12 protein-coding genes are annotated in these 16,934 nt (G+C 56.8%); 6 read left to right on the top strand and 6 right to left on the bottom strand.

Annotated features, from left to right (window positions below):
• Positions 1 to 95: 95 nt before the first annotated feature.
• Complete coding sequence (gene ttcA / locus AC2AXP_RS07185; RefSeq protein WP_004962649.1) at positions 96 to 1,034, bottom strand: tRNA 2-thiocytidine(32) synthetase TtcA; 939 nt, start codon at positions 1,032 to 1,034, stop codon at positions 96 to 98.
• A gap of 234 nt (positions 1,035 to 1,268) precedes the next feature.
• Complete coding sequence (nifJ, locus tag AC2AXP_RS07180) at positions 1,269 to 4,802, bottom strand: pyruvate:ferredoxin (flavodoxin) oxidoreductase (RefSeq protein WP_371901631.1); 3,534 nt, start codon at positions 4,800 to 4,802, stop codon at positions 1,269 to 1,271.
• Between the two features lie 230 nt (positions 4,803 to 5,032).
• Here nifJ and AC2AXP_RS07175 point away from each other — a divergent pair, with 230 nt between their 5' ends.
• Together AC2AXP_RS07175 and AC2AXP_RS07170 are read left to right on the top strand one after the other, a co-directional pair.
• Positions 5,033 to 5,365: an SMR family transporter gene (locus AC2AXP_RS07175; protein WP_004962655.1), complete on the top strand. Its 333-nt coding sequence runs from the start codon at positions 5,033 to 5,035 to the stop codon at positions 5,363 to 5,365.
• Between the two features lie 339 nt (positions 5,366 to 5,704).
• Positions 5,705 to 5,965 (top strand): putative hemolysin, encoded by a 261-nt coding sequence (locus AC2AXP_RS07170; protein ID WP_004962659.1) that lies wholly within the window; start codon positions 5,705 to 5,707, stop codon positions 5,963 to 5,965.
• Positions 5,966 to 6,000: 35 nt separating this feature from the next.
• Here the strand turns inward: AC2AXP_RS07170 and hslJ are convergent, their stop codons facing one another.
• Entirely contained in the window at positions 6,001 to 6,444 is a 444-nt protein-coding gene (hslJ, locus tag AC2AXP_RS07165; protein ID WP_484381525.1) for a heat shock protein HslJ, read from the bottom strand.
• 12 nt (positions 6,445 to 6,456) lie between these two features.
• A complete protein-coding gene (locus tag AC2AXP_RS07160) occupies positions 6,457 to 7,449 on the bottom strand; it encodes a 2-hydroxyacid dehydrogenase (protein ID WP_004962665.1) in 993 nt (330 codons plus the stop codon).
• A 519-nt stretch (positions 7,450 to 7,968) separates the two neighbouring features.
• On the opposite strand from AC2AXP_RS07160, the gene AC2AXP_RS07155 reads away from it, so the two are divergent.
• The 3 genes from AC2AXP_RS07155 to AC2AXP_RS07145 are packed head-to-tail and all read left to right on the top strand — an operon-like array spanning position 7,969 to position 11,110.
• Positions 7,969 to 10,581, top strand: coding sequence for a YdbH family protein (locus AC2AXP_RS07155; protein ID WP_004962667.1), 2,613 nt, complete (start codon positions 7,969 to 7,971; stop codon positions 10,579 to 10,581).
• Positions 10,578 to 10,775, top strand: a complete 198-nt coding sequence (locus AC2AXP_RS07150) for a YnbE family lipoprotein (RefSeq protein ID WP_004962669.1) — start codon at positions 10,578 to 10,580, stop codon at positions 10,773 to 10,775. Before AC2AXP_RS07155 ends, AC2AXP_RS07150 begins: the two co-directional genes overlap by 4 nt.
• An 11-nt stretch (positions 10,776 to 10,786) precedes the next feature.
• Positions 10,787 to 11,110 (top strand): YdbL family probable chaperone protein, encoded by a 324-nt coding sequence (locus tag AC2AXP_RS07145; RefSeq protein WP_004962673.1) that lies wholly within the window; start codon positions 10,787 to 10,789, stop codon positions 11,108 to 11,110.
• A 143-nt stretch (positions 11,111 to 11,253) separates the two neighbouring features.
• Here AC2AXP_RS07145 and AC2AXP_RS07140 read toward each other — a convergent pair whose 3' ends face one another.
• Positions 11,254 to 11,859, bottom strand: coding sequence for an FMN-dependent NADH-azoreductase (locus AC2AXP_RS07140; protein WP_039992084.1), 606 nt, complete (start codon positions 11,857 to 11,859; stop codon positions 11,254 to 11,256).
• A gap of 264 nt (positions 11,860 to 12,123) precedes the next feature.
• On the opposite strand from AC2AXP_RS07140, the gene hrpA reads away from it, so the two are divergent.
• A complete protein-coding gene (gene hrpA, locus AC2AXP_RS07135) occupies positions 12,124 to 16,011 on the top strand; it encodes an ATP-dependent RNA helicase HrpA (RefSeq protein WP_273868327.1) in 3,888 nt (1,295 codons plus the stop codon).
• Positions 16,012 to 16,060: 49 nt separating this feature from the next.
• On the opposite strand, the gene AC2AXP_RS07130 is transcribed toward hrpA, so the two are convergent.
• A complete protein-coding gene (locus AC2AXP_RS07130; RefSeq protein WP_039992085.1) occupies positions 16,061 to 16,882 on the bottom strand; it encodes a trypsin-like serine peptidase in 822 nt (273 codons plus the stop codon).
• Positions 16,883 to 16,934: the final 52 nt, after the last annotated feature.

Genomic DNA, 16,934 nt, shown 5'->3' with positions numbered 1-16,934 from the left:
AATGTCAGATGATTTTTGCTTGAATTGTGAGCGAGCTCGAAAACAGCTCGGCAGGGGGGGAACTCCATCGACGCACCGCCGATGGAGCAGGGTAATTATTTGATTTCCAACACGTTAAGCCGTTGTGGCACCACGCTGGCGTCATCGGACTCTTCCGGCTGCCAGCCGATGGGCTGCATTGGCAGGTCTTCACGATCGAACGCCAGATCGCCGCCGTTGACCACTTCGCTGCCGTGACGAATGCCCTTGAAATCGAACAGTTCGGTATCACACAGGTGTGACGGCACCAGGTTCTGCATGGCGCTGAACATGGTTTCGATGCGGCCAGGATAACGCTTGTCCCAATCGCGCAGCATATCGCCAACCACCTGGCGTTGCAGGTTCGGCTGCGAACCACACAGGTTGCAGGGGATAATCGGATACTCTTTGGCGATGGCGAAACGCTCGATGTCTTTTTCACGGCAATAGGCCAACGGGCGGATCACCACGTGTTTACCGTCGTCGCTCATCAACTTCGGCGGCATGCCTTTCATCTTCCCGCCGTAGAACATGTTGAGGAACAGCGTTTGCAAAATGTCATCGCGGTGGTGGCCAAGCGCGATTTTTGTCGCACCAAGTTCGCTGGCGGTGCGGTACAGAATGCCGCGGCGCAGGCGCGAACACAGTGAACAGGTGGTTTTGCCTTCAGGGATTTTCTCTTTCACGATGCCGTAGGTGTTTTCTTCGACGATTTTATATTCGACGCCCAGGCCGTCCAGATAGGCCGGCAAAATGTGTTCCGGGAACCCTGGCTGTTTCTGATCGAGGTTAACCGCAATCAGCGAGAAATTGATCGGCGCGCTTTGCTGAAGGTTGCGCAGAATTTCCAACATGGTGTAGCTGTCTTTACCGCCGGACAGGCAAACCATGATGCGGTCGCCTTCTTCAATCATATTGTAATCGGCAATCGCTTCGCCGACGTTGCGGCGCAGGCGTTTTTGCAACTTGTTGAGGTTGTACTGCTCTTTTTGACTAACTGATTGTTTATCTGACATTTAAATCGTGCTCGTTCTCATGTTGGGGCTCTATTGGCGCAGCATTTTTTTCGTTGGCAAGTTTAGCATTTATCAGTAACTGGTTCATGATTCATTGCATCAATCAACACGCCATAGAGATGTGGCGTGTATGGTACGGATTGTACGGACGAATGCCAGCCGTTTTAACTGACGTGCTGCTTTATCCTTGTCAGCGATTGCCTTGACGCGCTCGGTAGCACGCCAAGGCGGCGGTCATTCGGCGGCGGATTTTTCCGCCTTGCCGGCCAGCAGACTGAGAAAGTCGTATTTTTCCTTCAGTTGTTGTTCCGCCTGTTGGTACAACGCATCGGCGACCTCCGGCTGCTGGCTGTTCAGGCGACGGAAGCGCTGCTCCTTAAGCAGGGTAGCGCTCAATTCGCTGTTCGGCGGGCGCGAATCTAGAGCCAGCGCCGCCTTACCTGCATCTGCGCGTCGCGGATCGAACCGATACAGCGGCCAGAAACCGGTGGCGGTCAACTGCTTCATCTGATCGTGACTGAGCGCCAGGTCATAGCCGTGTTCTTCGCAGGGACTGTAGGCAATGATCAATGACGGTCCGGGATAGGATTCCGCCTCCTGAATGGCTTTTACCGTTTGGTTGAGCTGCGCGCCGAGCGAGATTTGCGCCACGTAGACATGACCATACATCATCATGCTGATCCCCAGATCTTTGCGTGCCTTGCGTTTGCCGTGCTCGCCGAACTTGGTTACCGCACCGAGTGGCGTGGCTTTCGACTGCTGGCCGCCGGTGTTGGAATAGCATTGGGTATCCAGCACCAGCACATTGACGTTTTCCGTCAGGCTCAGCACGTGGTCCAGGCCACCGAAGCCGATGTCATAAGCCCAACCGTCTCCGCCGATAAGCCAGATGGATTTGTCCACCAGATAATCGGCATCGCAGGCCAACTGCCGCGCGTCTTCGCCCTCGACGTCAGCCAGCAGGCTGCGCAAGGTGGCAATTTGCTGACGGCGTGGCTCTGGCGCGACGTCGGTCAGTTGCAAACCGTTGACCAGTTCAACCGGCAACTGCGGCGCCAGCGTTTCCAGCAGCCGCAGCACGCGTTGGCGATGCTGGTCGACCGTCAGGCGGAAGCCCAGACCGAATTCGGCGTTGTCTTCAAATAACGAGTTGGCCCATGCCGGCCCACGCCCTTGTGCATTGGTGGTATATGGCGTGGTCGGCAGATTGCCGCCGTAGATCGATGAGCAGCCGGTGGCGTTGGCAATCAGCAGCCGATCGCCGTACAGCTGGGTCAGCAGTTTGATATAGGGGGTTTCGCCGCAGCCGGAGCAGGCGCCGGAATATTCGAACAGCGGGGTAATCAGCTGCGATGTACGAATGTCGATACGTTCAAGCTGCGCCGGATCGATTTCCGGCAGTTGCAGGAAGAAATCATAATTGGCTTTTTCGACCGCCAGGTTGTCCAGTCGCGAGGCCATATTGATCGCTTTAATCGACGGATCCTGCCGATCCTTGGCCGGGCAGACCTCCACGCACAGGTTACAGCCGGTGCAGTCTTCCGGCGCGACTTGCAAAAGATACTTCTGGCCACGCATGTCGCGCGCCTTGACGTCCAGCGATTGCAGGCCGGCTGGCGCATCGGCGATGGCCTCGGGTGCGACCACTTTGGCGCGAATGGCGGAGTGCGGGCAGGCGGCGACGCAGTGGTTGCACTGAGTGCACAGTTCGGCTTGCCAGATCGGCACCTGTTCGGCAATGTTGCGCTTTTCCCACTGGGTGGTGCCGACCGGCCAGGTACCGTCTGGCGGGAAGGCGGAAACCGGCAGGCTGTCACCCAGCCCGGCCAGCATGGCGGCAGTGACCGTTTTGACAAAGTCTGGTGCGGTGTCGGCAACCACCGGCGGGCGCATCGCGCTGTGTGGGTCGACCGACTGCAGCGGGATTTCCTGCAGCGCCAGACGCGTTGCCGCCAGCGCCTGCCAGTTGCGTTCGACAATATCCGCCCCCTTGCTGGCGTAGCTGTGAGCAATAGCATCCTGCAGTTGCTGCAGCGCGACGTCGTTCGGCAGAATTTGTGTCAGTTGGAAGAACGCCATTTGCATCACGGTATTGATACGGGCGCCGAGTCGGCATTCTCGCGCCAGCCTGGCAGCATTGACAATATAGAAACGCGCCTGACGCTGACACAGCAGCGCCTGTACTTCCTGGGGCAGCCGCGCCCATACCTCATCGGCATCGTAGGGCGTATTCAGCAAGAAAATGCCGCCAGGTTTGAGCCGTTCCACCATCTGGTATTTGTCAATAAATTGCGCCTGATGACAACCGATGAAATCGGCCTGCGCAACCAGATAAGCGGAATTTATTGGCCGTTCGCTGACCCGCAGATGCGACACCGTCAGACCGCCGGCCTTTTTCGAGTCATAGACGAAATAGCCCTGGGCAAACATCGGGGTCGCGTTGCCGATGATTTTGATGTTGTTTTTGGTCGCTGACACGCTACCATCGCTGCCCAGGCCGTAGAACAGCGCTTCCAGCGTGGCGTGCGAGGGCGGCAGTGGATCGCCGATGGGCAGCGACAGGCCGCTGATGTCGTCGAAAATACCGACCGTGAAGCGCGGCCGCGGATCGGTTAGCGCCAATTCGGTAAACACCGCCAGCGCGCAGTCCGGACCAAATTCTTTTGACGATAGGCCATAACGCCCGCCGATGACCCGCGGCAGCGTAGGGCGTTCACCGCGACTGAAGGCCTCGGCCAATGCGGTCATGACGTCCAGATACAGCGGTTCGGCCAGGGCGCCGGGCTCTTTGGTGCGATCCAGTACCGCAATGTTTTGCGCGCTGGCGGGCAGCGCCTCAAGCAGATCGGCGGCGTAGAACGGCCGATACAGCCGTACCTTCACCATGCCGACTTTTTCGCCGCGCGCCAGCAGGGTATCGATCGCTTCTTCGCAGGTGCCGATGGCGGAGCCCATCAACACCACCACGCGCTCGGCCTGCGGATGGCCGTAATAGTCAAACGGCTGGTAGTGGCGGCCGGTCAGTTCGGCGAACTTTTGCATGGCGTCGCCAACGTGTTCGCGAGTTTGGCTGTACCATGGATTGGTGGCTTCACGTGCCTGGAAATAGGTATCCGGGTTGGCGGAGGTGCCGCGCACCACCGGACGTTCCGGCGACAGCGCCCGATGGCGGTGGTCATCAATGGCATTCTGCGGCAGCATCTGGCGCAGCGTATCGTCACTTAACGGCACGATCTTGTTGATTTCGTGAGAGGTGCGGAAACCATCAAAGAAATGAATAAACGGAATGCGGCTATTGAGGGTCGCCGTCTGGGCGATCAGCGCAAAATCCTGCGCTTCCTGCACCGAGCTGGCGCACAACATGGCGCAGCCGGTTTGCCGAACCGCCATCACGTCGGAGTGATCGCCAAAGATCGACAGCGCGTGGGTGGCTACGGTACGGGCTGCCACGTGCAGTACAAACGGCGTGAGTTCACCCGCCAGTTTATACAGCGTGGGGATCATGAGCAGCAACCCCTGCGATGAGGTGAACGACGTCGACAATGCCCCGGTTTGCAAGGCACCGTGTACGGTGGCGATCGCTCCACCTTCGGACTGCATTTCCACCACCCGCGGTACGTCGCCCCAAATGTTTTTGCGCCGATCGCCAGACCAGGCGTCGGCCTGTTCGGCCATGGTGGAGCTGGGGGTGATAGGGTAGATTGCGATAACTTCATTGGTGCGATAAGCCACCGACGCAACGGCATTGTTGCCATCTGTAGTGATCATTTCATTGCCTATATAAATAACGTCGTAGTCATCGGCAAAGTCTAGCAGAGGCTATTTGGCTCACTTTATCACGATTGTGTGACGTGGCTTTTAGTGCTCAGCTGCAGTTGTAAATTTATATTTCTCAGCGTCAGAGGATTATTTTATCGATAAATGTCATCGCCGGTTAACGCCAATATATTTAAACACTGTCATAATAGGCAGACCGCAATTAACGCAAGAGCACAACAATGAACGGATTTATCTACTTAACCATGGCGATTATCGCCGAAGTGATTGCCACCACCATGCTCAAGGCTTCTGAGGGATTTACCCGATTGTGGCCGTCGTTGGTGGTGGTGGTCGGCTATGGCGTGGCTTTCTGGGGCTTGTCGATGGTGGTGAAAACCATGCCATTGGGTATCGTTTATGCCATCTGGTCGGGAATGGGAATTGTGCTGGTGTCGATTGCCGCGGTGTTTGTTTATAACCAGAAATTGGATTGGCCGGCAATTATTGGCATGGGGTTAATAATCGCCGGCGTTTTGGTCATTAATTTGTTATCAAAAACCAGCGCGCATTGAAGATTATTTTCTATTCCAACGGCGTTGAATTAAGTGGGGGCCGTTGGCGCACGGCGGGTTGCCCCTGAAGCTGGTCTGGTGGCGAGCCGAGCGATGCCCGACGGCGAGTGGCGGCGTCGGCCGGTAGCGGGGGGCGGTACCGGCGGTGTGCTCAATGGCCGGATACGCCGTCATGGCCGGTTGCCGTGCGGTGAAAAATTAATCTGATAATTGCCGATTTATATTCTCATTATTTAACCAACAGGCTAGATTAAATAAGTTTGTTGCAACATTTAATATACGTGTCCACCAAGAGGCTCGCAGGTTACCACAGCACAATAACGGATTCAGGAGAAAACAATGGCAATGCATAACGGGTGGCTGGCTGGCGCCGTTCTGGTATTGGCTGCATGCAGCAGCAATAATGATGAACCGCAACAGCAGGGGACTAGCGCCAAAATCAATCATTTACCTACCAGTGCGCACTGCGCGAACGTGGGCGGCACCACCACGATTGCCCATCTGCTCAATGGCGAAACGGTTAGAATGTGTCAAATGCCGGACGGCAAGCAATGCGAGGAGTGGGCACTAGGCCAGGGAGCCTGTTCGGGAGCCGGGTGAGGCTAACCCAGGCTGAATCCAGCCTGGGTGGGTGATCATTGCACCCAGTCTTTCAGGGTATACACCAGCGTATGCGTGCCGTCGCTCAGCGTCAGCTGTTGCTGTTGCTGTTGCAGTGTGACCTGCGCGCCATTGTGCAGCACTTGAGTAATGATGCCGTCCCATTGGTTACGCTGCGCATCGCTGCACAGCATGCGTGTCATCGCCAGGTTTTTGACCGTCAGCACGCCGTGTTGCAATTGCCCGAAGCCGGAAAAACGGTTGCACATGACGCCCGACACATGCAGCCGTTCGCCGAATTCAAGGCTCGGTCCCCGGCCCTGTGTGGCGTTGGCCGTCACACCGTCAACGCTTTGCAACACAAAGTTGTGATGTTGCAGATCGCTGGCGACCACCACCGGCTGCGCTGATTCTGTCGTTTGCATGGCACAACCGCCCAATAACACGCTGGCCAGTGCCAGAGGTAATAACCGGGTCATTCTGCTCTCCTTTCAGGCATTCAACTGGTTGGCGCAGGGTTCACCACGCGCCAGTTGATCGACATTTTTAAGCGTGGTTTCAGAAATGCTGGTCAGCGCTTCTTCTGTCAGGAACGCCTGATGGCCGGTAAACAGCACGTTATGGCAGGCCGAGAGACGGCGGAAAACGTCATCCTGAATCACGTCGTTGGATTTGTCTTCAAAGAACAGATCCCGCTCGTTCTCATACACGTCCATCCCCAGTGCACCAATTTTCTGCTGCTTCAGCGCATCGATGGCCGCCGAGGAGTCAACCAATCCACCGCGGCTGGTATTGATCACCATCACGCCGTCTTTCATCATCGAAAACGCCTCGGCGTCGAGCAAGTGATGGTTTTCCGCCGTCAACGGACAGTGCAGGGTAATGACGTCGGACTGGGCGTACAGCGTTTTCAGATCGACATACTCGGCGCCCAGCTCCAGCGCCTGGGCGCTAGGGTAGGGATCGTAGGCCAGCAGCTTCATGCCGAAGCCTTTCAGGATGCGCATGGTCGCTACGCCGATTTTGCCGGTACCGATCACGCCGGCGGTGCGGTTATGCATATTGAAACCGATCAGGCCTTCCAGCGAGAAGTTGGCGTCTCGGGTGCGCTGGTAGGCGCGATGAATACGGCGATTCAGGCACATCATCAGGCCGACGGCATGTTCGGCCACCGCTTCTGGCGAATAGGCCGGCACGCGCACCACATCGATGCCCAGCGCTTTCGCTGCGTCCAGATCGACATTGTTAAAACCGGCACAGCGCAGTGCAAGGATTTTGACGCCCTGGGCTGCCAGCTCTTCCAGCACTTCGCGGCTGCCATCGTCATTAACGAAGATGCAAACCGCTTTGCAGCCAGTGGCGGTTTTTGCGGTTTTTTTGCTGAGCAGAAAGTCAAAAAATTCCAGCTCGAAACCAAACTGCTGGTTTACCAGCTCAAGATATTTACGGTCATACTGTTTAGTGCTGTATATCGCCAGTTTCATCGTGGTTTCTCCACCGTTGATTTACGCTAAGTTTAAAGGGATTTTCCATTTTTGACAATCACTTAGCGGCATTGTCCGCTGGCGTTGAGCGGCAGCGCGCCCAATGGCGATCGCCTTGGTAATAGTAAGCGTAGCAACGGCCACGACGGATGGCAGCGTCAGGATGAACCGGATGAAAGGCAAAAAAATCCCCACGTAACCGGTGGGGGAATAGGCTTCTTCACATATACCCGCCGCAGTGAGGTGCGCGAATATACAACTTACTTATAATAATCATTGCAAGACTATTAATCATTGTGCGTAACCACAATAATAAAAGTCTGAAACGACGGTGGCGCAAACGGATAATCTGTAAGAAAAAACCACCAAAGCAGGATAGTCATCGGTCAAATACGCCGAATTCACCGCCGGAGCGGCGGGTTGCCTTCCCGCTACCGCAAATTCATGCCATCATTATCGTCCTTTCTGGCATACACTTAACCGCGGGCGTGCCGTACTCAGGACTGAAACAATCATTTAATGACTAAGCGATTGAAAGTATTCATAGGGATTGTGGCTTGCATGGTGATCCTGCCGTTCACCCTATGGCAAACGCTGCCACACTGGTTGCCACGGGTGGTGGCTCATTGGCTGCCGTCCGGTAGCCAACTAGTAATGAAAGGGCCGTTGCAATGGCAGCAGGGCGGTTTGTCGCTGGCAGGGGCGCAGTTCAAGGCGCAGGACTGCCTGTTGGCCGACATCGGGCCGACACGCCTGCGCTATAGCGCTGGCCGATGGCAACTGGTCAGCGACCAGCTCAGCGTCGATAGCGCCTGCCTGTCCTCGCTGCCTGGCGGCGATGCCAGTGACGCCACGCTGACGCTGGATAAACTGCAGCAGCAATTGCCGCAGTTGGAGATGACCGTTGGCGAACTGAAGCTGCTGCCGTGGCAACGCTACGCTGGCAAACTGCAACTAGGCTCCAGTGCTAATGGCCAGCAGTTGCATTACACCGGCAAAAATCTTAGCGTCGACGCCGTCTTGGATCGGCAACAACGGCTCAGCGTACGTCAACTGATTGTGGTGCCCCCCAATAGCAGTGAACCATTACGCCTTAGCGGGCAAATCGCCATTCCGCTCGATCTGCACAGCATGCCACAGCAAGGGACGCTACAGGGTGAAATGCAGACCGGCTACCTGGATCAGCCGTTGTTGATGGCGGTGCACTGGCAACAGCGTCAGGGTGTGGTAACGCTAACCGAAAAGGGCGACGATCGGCCGTTGGCGACGCTGCCGTGGGCGGTTGATGCTCATCAGATCAGCATTTCCAAGGGGGAATGGCGTTGGCCGTATATCGACCAACCGCTGAATGGCGGCATCAGCGTTGCGCTGCACGATTGGAGCAAGGGGTTCGATGAAACCCAGATCAGCGCGCGACTCAACGTCATCACCGCCGGTCACAACGGCAAAGGCAATGCGGTACTGACGCTCGGGCCGGGCACCATTGGTCTGACGCAGAGCGATCTCGGTTTCCAACTGACCGGCCAGGCCAATTTGGCGGATTATTCATTGACTGCATCAATCCCTGGGATCCTCAGCGGCTCGATCCTCAATCCGACGCTGGTGCTGCAACCAGGTTCGCTATTGCGTGCCTGGGGTAACGCTACGCCGGAAATGCGGCTCGAAGAGGCGCGCCTGCCGCTGGCCGGGGTGAAGGTGACCGCCGCCGGCATCACCGGTCGTTTGCAGGCGATTATCCGCGCCAGCGATGACTATTGGGGGCAGGTCAAGCTGCATCTGGACGGTAAGGCGCAGGATTTCTGGCCCGACCACGGTCACTGGCAATGGCGCTACTGGGGCCGCGGCGACATGCCACCGCTGCTGGCGGCGTGGGACGTGGCCGGTAACGGCAGTTGGCATGACAGTACGCTGACCCTTGAGCGCCTTTCTACCGGATTCGACAAGCTGAAATACGGCATGGTCACGGTCAATGCGCCACGTTTGACGCTGAATAAACCGCTACGCTGGCAGCGTGACCAGACGCAGCCGGCATTTGATGGCGATTTGAAACTGGTGGCTGACAGCGTCAGATTCACCGACGGTGGGCATTTACCGCCGTCGACCCTCAACCTGCAACTGCAGGGCAGCGATCCGAATAATTTCCAGTGGCAGGGCAAGCTGGATGCGCAGGAAATAGGGCCAATCGCGCTGCGCGGCCGTTGGGACGGCGAGCGACTGCGTGGCGAAGGCTGGTGGCCAAAGCAGCGCTTGGCGGTGTTCCAACCGCTGATTTCACCGGATCTGAATATTGCTCTGCGTGACGGCGAGTTTTATGCCCAGACGGCGTTTTCTGCTGCACGCGTGCAAGGCTTTGAGGCCGGTGGCCACTGGGTGGTCAGCAATGGCGGTATGTGGCTGAAAGACGGCGAAATGAGCGGACTGGATTTCGTCATGTCCTATCGGCTTAAAAATCATCTGTGGCAGCTTGGCGCCAAACAGCCAGTGACGTTGCGGATTAAATCGCTGAGCAACCTGTTTGAGATGCAGAACATTACCGCCGATCTGCAGGGAACATACCCTTACAGCGAACGGATGCCGCTGACGCTCAGCAACCTTGGCGTTGATATGCTCAATGGCCGTATCAGCCTGTCTGCATTGCGTTTTCCGCAGCATGACGCCGCGGTGCTGAAACTGGACAATGTCGATCTCAGCGCGCTGTTTACGGTATTGAAGCCCAAGCAGTTCGCCATGTCCGGGCGGGTCGACGGCGAACTGCCGTTGTACCTTAACCATCCCAAATGGCTGGTGCGCAACGGTTGGATCGCCAATGCCGGCACTCTGACACTGCGACTGGACAAGGATATGGCGGATGCCATCGCCAGTAACAATCTGGCGACCGGCGCGGCGATCGACTGGTTGCGCTATATGGAAATCAACCGTTCGCAGGCTCGGGTCGATCTGGATAATCTGGGCGAGCTGAGCCTGCACGCGAAAATCGACGGGGTCAATCCGCTGAAAAGTGCCAAACGAGAGGTTATTCTGAACTATAGCCATCAGGAAAACGTGTTTCAGCTGTGGCGCAGCCTGCGCTTTGGCGACAATCTACAGGAGTGGCTGGAGCAGGCACTCGCAGAACCTGGGGAACAACCATGAGAATCATCACCGGGCCAGTATTGGCTGCCGTGGTCAGCGCGTTTTTGCTTAACGGTTGCGTGCCGCGCATTGAAGTGGCGACGCCGAAAGAGCCGATTACCATCAACATGAACGTCAAGATAGAACATGAAATCCACATTAAAGTGGACAAAGACGTGGAAACCATGCTGAAAAACCGCAGCGATCTGTTCTAGGAGCCGACAGAATGAAAAAAAGAGTGTTATGGCTGATGGCTATCGGTGGGTTATTCAGCAGCATGGCGATGGCGTTAACGCTGGATGAAGCCAAAACCCAGGGGCGACTGGGCGAAACGCTGAGCGGTTATGTCGCACCGGTAAAGCAGGACGCGCAAACGCTGGAACTGGTCAGCCGTATCAATAACGGACGTAGCGAACAGTATCAGCAAGTGGCGCAGGCCAATCACATCACCATTGACCAGGTGGCGCGCATGGCCGGGCAGAAACTGGTGGCGCGCGCGCAGCCAGGGGAATATGTCCGTGGCATCAATGGCCAGTGGCTGAAAAAGTAACCCAATCCGTGCACGCTGCTGCGTAACAGCACAGCGGCAATACCCCACCAGGTGATGCGATAGCGGGTAAAAAAAAGCCGCTCAGGCTTGGCTGAACGGCGGGGATCTGGCGGCAATCTGTGGCGCTGGCGCCCGGGCCAATATTAGGCGGTAACCACTTGCGCCAGTAACGCTTTGGCATCTTCCTGTGCTTTGGTTGCCACGTCCGGGCCGTAGGCGATGCCTTCGGCAAACACGAACTCAACCTCGGTAATGCCGATAAAGCCCAGGAACAGGCGCAGGTATGGCTCAACCAGATCGGTCGGCGTACCTTTGTGAATGCCACCGCGGCTGGTCAGGATGATGGCGCGTTTGCCTTTCACCAGGCCTTCCGGACCGTTTTCGGTGTAACGGAAGGTCACGCCGGCGCGGGCAATCAGGTCAAAATAGTTCTTCAACTGGGTCGGGATGTTGAAATTATACATCGGCGCCGCCATAACGATGGTGTCGTTGGCCTGCAGTTCGGCGATCAGTGCGTCGGACAACGCCAGCGCTTCCTGCTGACGTGGCGTCAACGGTGCATCGGAAGGGCGCAGTGCGCCAACCAGTTCGCCATCCAGCACTGGAATCGGGTTGGCAGCCAGATCACGCACGGTGATGGTGTCGCCGCCGTGGGTTTGGCTCCATTGCTCGATGAAAAAGTCGGCCAGTTGGTTAGACTGAGAGTAGGTCGCCAGGATGCTTGATTTGAGTACCAGTACGTTGCTCATCGGTAATTCCTTAATGACAGTGAAATCAGGACTCGGTGTCCCTCGCATGGATTACACTCTAGGCATCTTTTTCCAACAGGGATAGCGGAATATTTCGAGACCTTTGTTCGATTTTATTGAACAACTTTCCGCGCGCTAAGCAGAGGAATTATGGGCAGAAAACAGCGTGTGATACCCTGTACGTCTATTGCTGAAAAATAGCTAAAATCATTCTATACCGTTACCGGCAGCGCGTCCGGCAGCGTGAAACAAGGAATACCGAACGTGAAATCTTCGCTCGCGGCATTGTCATCGCAATTGGATGATCTGATGCTCCGTGATCAACAGCGTCTCCAGCGTCGGCTGCTTGGCGCACGAAAAGTCAAAAATCCCGAAGCTCTGCAGGCCGTCGCCGCCGAGATCGAACACGACATCGCCGCCGCGTTGCAGAAAGTGCAATCGCGTGCCGCCTCATGTCCAGATATCCGCTATCCGGCGAACCTGCCGGTCAGCCAGAAAAAACAGGAGATCCTCAAGGCGATCCGCGACCATCAGGTGGTGATCGTTGCCGGGGAAACCGGCTCGGGCAAAACCACCCAGTTACCGAAGATGTGCCTGGAACTCGGGCGTGGGGTCAAAGGGTTGATCGGCCATACCCAGCCGCGCCGGCTGGCGGCGCGTACCGTCGCCAACCGCATTGCCGATGAGCTGGACACACCGCTCGGTGGCAGCGTCGGCTATAAAGTGCGTTTTAACGATCAGGTAGGTGAGCAGTCGCTGGTCAAACTGATGACAGACGGCATCCTGCTGGCGGAAATCCAGCAGGATCGGCTGCTGATGCAATACGACACGCTGATTATCGATGAAGCGCATGAACGCAGTCTGAATATTGATTTCATTCTTGGTTATCTGCGCGAACTGTTGCCCAAGCGCCCGGATTTAAAGGTGATCATAACCTCGGCAACCATCGATCCCCAGCGTTTTTCCCGCCACTTCAACAATGCGCCGATCGTCGAGGTTTCCGGGCGTACCTATCCGGTTGAAGTGCGTTATCGACCGGTGGTTGACGACGCCGATGATGGCGAGCGCGATCAGCTGCAGGCGATTTTCGATGCGGTAGACGAACTGGGGCGCGCCGGGCCGGGAGATATCCTGATCTTTATGAGCGGTGAGCGTGAAATTCGCGACACCGCCGATGCGCTCAGCCGGCTCAATCTGCCGCACACCGAGGTGTTACCGCTGTATGCACGGCTGTCGAACAGTGAGCAGAACCGGGTATTCCAGTCGCACCACGGTCGTCGCATCGTGCTGGCGACCAACGTAGCGGAAACTTCGCTCACCGTACCGGGCATCAAATACGTGATCGATCCCGGCACTGCGCGCATCAGCCGCTACAGCTTCCGCACCAAAGTACAGCGCCTGCCGATAGAACCGATATCCCAGGCGTCGGCCAACCAGCGTAAAGGGCGTTGCGGTCGCGTTTCGGAAGGGATTTGCATTCGTCTGTATTCGGAGCAGGATTTCCTGTCGCGACCGGCGTTTACCGACCCGGAAATCCTGCGAACCAACCTGGCTTCGGTCATTTTGCAGATGACGTCGCTGGGTCTTGGCGATATTGCCGCATTCCCGTTCGTTGAAGCGCCGGATAAGCGCAACATCCAGGATGGCGTCCGGCTGCTGGAAGAGCTCGGTGCGATCAACACGCTGGAAAATGGCCATTACCAACTGACGCCGCAGGGGCGACAGCTGGCGCAGTTGCCGATCGATCCGCGTCTGGCGCGCATGGTGCTGGAGGCGCGTAACAGCGGCAGCGTACGCGAAATAATGATCATCACCGCCGCGCTGTCGATTCAGGATCCGCGTGAACGGCCGATGGACAAACAGCAGGCCTCCGACGAAAAGCACCGGCGCTTTGCCGACAAGGATTCGGATTTCATCGCCTTCGTCAACCTGTGGAACTACCTGCAAGAACAGCAGAAAGCGCTGTCATCCAGCCAGTTCCGCCGGTTGTGTCGTACGGATTATCTCAACTATTTGCGGGTGCGCGAATGGCAGGACATCTATACCCAGCTTCGCCAGGTGGTGAAGGAACTGGGTTTGCCGATCAACAGCGAGCCGTCTGATTACCGCAGCGTGCATCTGGCGCTATTGACCGGTTTACTGTCGCATATCGGCCAGAAAGATGCCGACAAACAGGAATACAGCGGGGCGCGCAACGCGCGTTTTGCCATCTTCCCCGGTTCTGGACTGTTCAAGAAGCCGCCGAAATGGGTGATGGTGGCGGAACTGGTGGAAACCAGCAAATTGTGGGGGCGCATTGCCGCTCGCATCGAACCGGAATGGATCGAACCGCTGGCACAGCATCTGGTCAAGCACCACTACAGTGAGCCACACTGGTCGAAATCGCAAGGGGCGGTGATGGCCAGCGAAAAAGTGACGCTATTCGGCCTGCCGATCGTCGCCGCGCGGCAGGTCAATTACAGCAACCTCGATCCATTGCTATGCCGTGAGCTGTTTATCCGCCATGCACTGGTTGAGGGCGATTGGCAGACGCGCCACGCATTCTTCAGCGCCAACCTCAAGCTGCGCGCCGAAGTGGAAGAACTGGAACATAAATCACGCCGGCGTGACATTCTGGTGGATGATGAGACGTTATTCAGCTTCTACGACCGGCGTATTCCGTCGGACGTGGTGTCGGGACGTCACTTTGATCGCTGGTGGAAACAGACGGCACGGCAGCAGCCGGAGCTGCTGAATTTTGAAAAAGAGATGCTGATCAAGCAGGGTGCCAATCAGATCAGCGCGTTGGATTACCCGAACTTCTGGCATCAGGGCAACCTCAAGCTGCGGCTGACCTATCAGTTTGAACCGGGCACCGATGCGGATGGCGTCACGGTGCACATCCCGTTGGCGATCCTCAATCAGGTCGACGACGCGGGCTTTGAATGGCAAATCCCCGGTATTCGGCGCGAGCTGGTGATTGCGTTGATCAAATCGCTGCCCAAGCCGGTTCGCCGTAACTTTGTCCCCGCGCCAAACTATGCCGAAGCCTTCCTCGGCCGTGCCACGCCGCTGGAAATGCCGCTGCTGGACTCTCTGGAGCGTGAGCTGCGGCGTATGACTGGAGTGACGGTGTCACGTGATGATTGGCAATGGGATCAGGTCGCGGATCATTTAAAAATGACCTTCCGCGTGGTGGGTGACAAACACCAGACGCTGCGTGAAGGCAAGGATCTGGCGGCGTTGAAGCTGCAACTGAAAGAAAAAGTGCAGGAAACGCTGTCGGCGGTGGCGGATGACGGGCTGGAGCAAAGCGATCTGCATATCTGGAGCTTTGGCAAACTGCCAGAGTTTTATGAGCAGAAACGCGGCGGTTATTCGGTAAAAGCCTACCCGGCGCTGGTCGATGAAAAAGACAGCGTGGCGATCCGCCTGTTCGACAGTGAACAGGAACAACGGCAGGCCATGTGGCGCGGTACACGCCGCCTGCTGCTGCTTAACGTTCCGTCGCCCATCAAGTATCTGCACGAAAAACTGCCGAACAAGGCCAAGCTGGGGCTGTATTTTAACCCGTATGGTAAAGTGCTGGATTTGATCGACGACTGCATTTCCTGCGGTATCGACAAACTGATCGCCGAAAACGGCGGTCCGGTGTGGCAGGAGCAGGATTTTGCCCGCTTGCAGGAGCGGATCCGTGCCGATTTGAACGAGACGGTGGTTAACGTTGCCAAGCAGGTGGAGCAGATTCTGACCACGGTGTTCAACATCAACAAGCGGCTGAAAGGGCGGGTAGACATGTCGCTGGCCCTGGCGCTGTCGGATATTAAAACCCAGTTGAATGGATTGATCTATCGCGGCTTCGTCACCCAGAACGGCTGGAAGCGTTTGCCGGACACGCTGCGTTATCTGCAGGCCATCGAACGTCGATTGGAGAAGCTGGCGATCGATCCACATCGCGACCGTGCGCAGATGCTGCGGGTTGAGCAGGTACAGCAGGCCTGGCAGCAATGGCTGAACAAACTGCCGCCAAAGCGCCGTGACGATGACGAGGTGAGGGAGGTGCGCTGGATGATTGAGGAACTGCGCGTTAGTCTGTTTGCCCAGCAGCTAGGGACACCGTACCCGATTTCCGACAAGCGTATTTTGCAGACCATCGAACAGCTGTCGGGCTAGCCCGACAGGGCGAATAGCCCGCCGCCGGGAGCAAATTACCGGCTGCGGGCTATTTTTTTGCCGCCAGGTTGCGTAACTGTTGATAAATGGCGGTGACCGCCAATGCCCGGTTATCGGCGCGGTAGCGGTCTTTCGCCGCCGGTGCCGAGCTTTGGATGGCGATCAGTCGCCAGCCGTCAGCGGTTTTCAGCAATAACGGGGAACCACTGTCGCCCGGCAGCGTGTCGCACTGGTGCGACAACACCCCTTGCTGCGCCCAGCCGGTAACCTTGCAATTCTGATGGCTGTACAAATCGTCCAGATGATCCTCCGGATAACCGGCCTGGGTAATCAGCCGCCTGGCCTGTTTCATCGCTTGCGTCAGGGCTTTGCTGTCACCTTGCCACAGCGGTAGCGGCCTGACCGGCAGCGGTGCGGGATCTTTCAGACGGATAAGAGCAAAATCATAGGCAGCCGCCGAGGGTGGCACAATCCAGCCGTCACCATCCGGTTTGAGTTTTTTGCCCAGTCGAGGGTCAACCAGCGTTTCGATATTTTCGGTTTGATAGGCCCAGCCGTTATGCCGAGCGATAAAGCGTAGCGCTATTGCCTTGTCCAGGGCTCCAGGCGGCGCCAGCACGCAGTGTCCTGCGGTCAACGCCAAATGCGCGGAAATCAGCGTCGCGGTACACAGGTTACCGCTGGCGGTTTCTAGCTGGCCAATGGCCTGCCAGGGCCAACCGTCAGTATCGCTGACTTTGATACGATCATCTTTGCCGAAAAACAGCCGGGTTTGCTCGGCCATTAAGGTATCGGAAGGGCTATCTGGCCACGCAGGCCAGGTCATCACAAGCGGAAATGAGCACAACAACATTAACACGGATCTGCGCATAGATCTTTCGCCTGATAAATACGGGTCATCCATAAACTCATTGAATGTTCAC

This window comes from Serratia sp. Sp408 (genome assembly GCF_057180665.1).
This window is presented reverse-complemented; position numbering and strand designations above follow the sequence as displayed.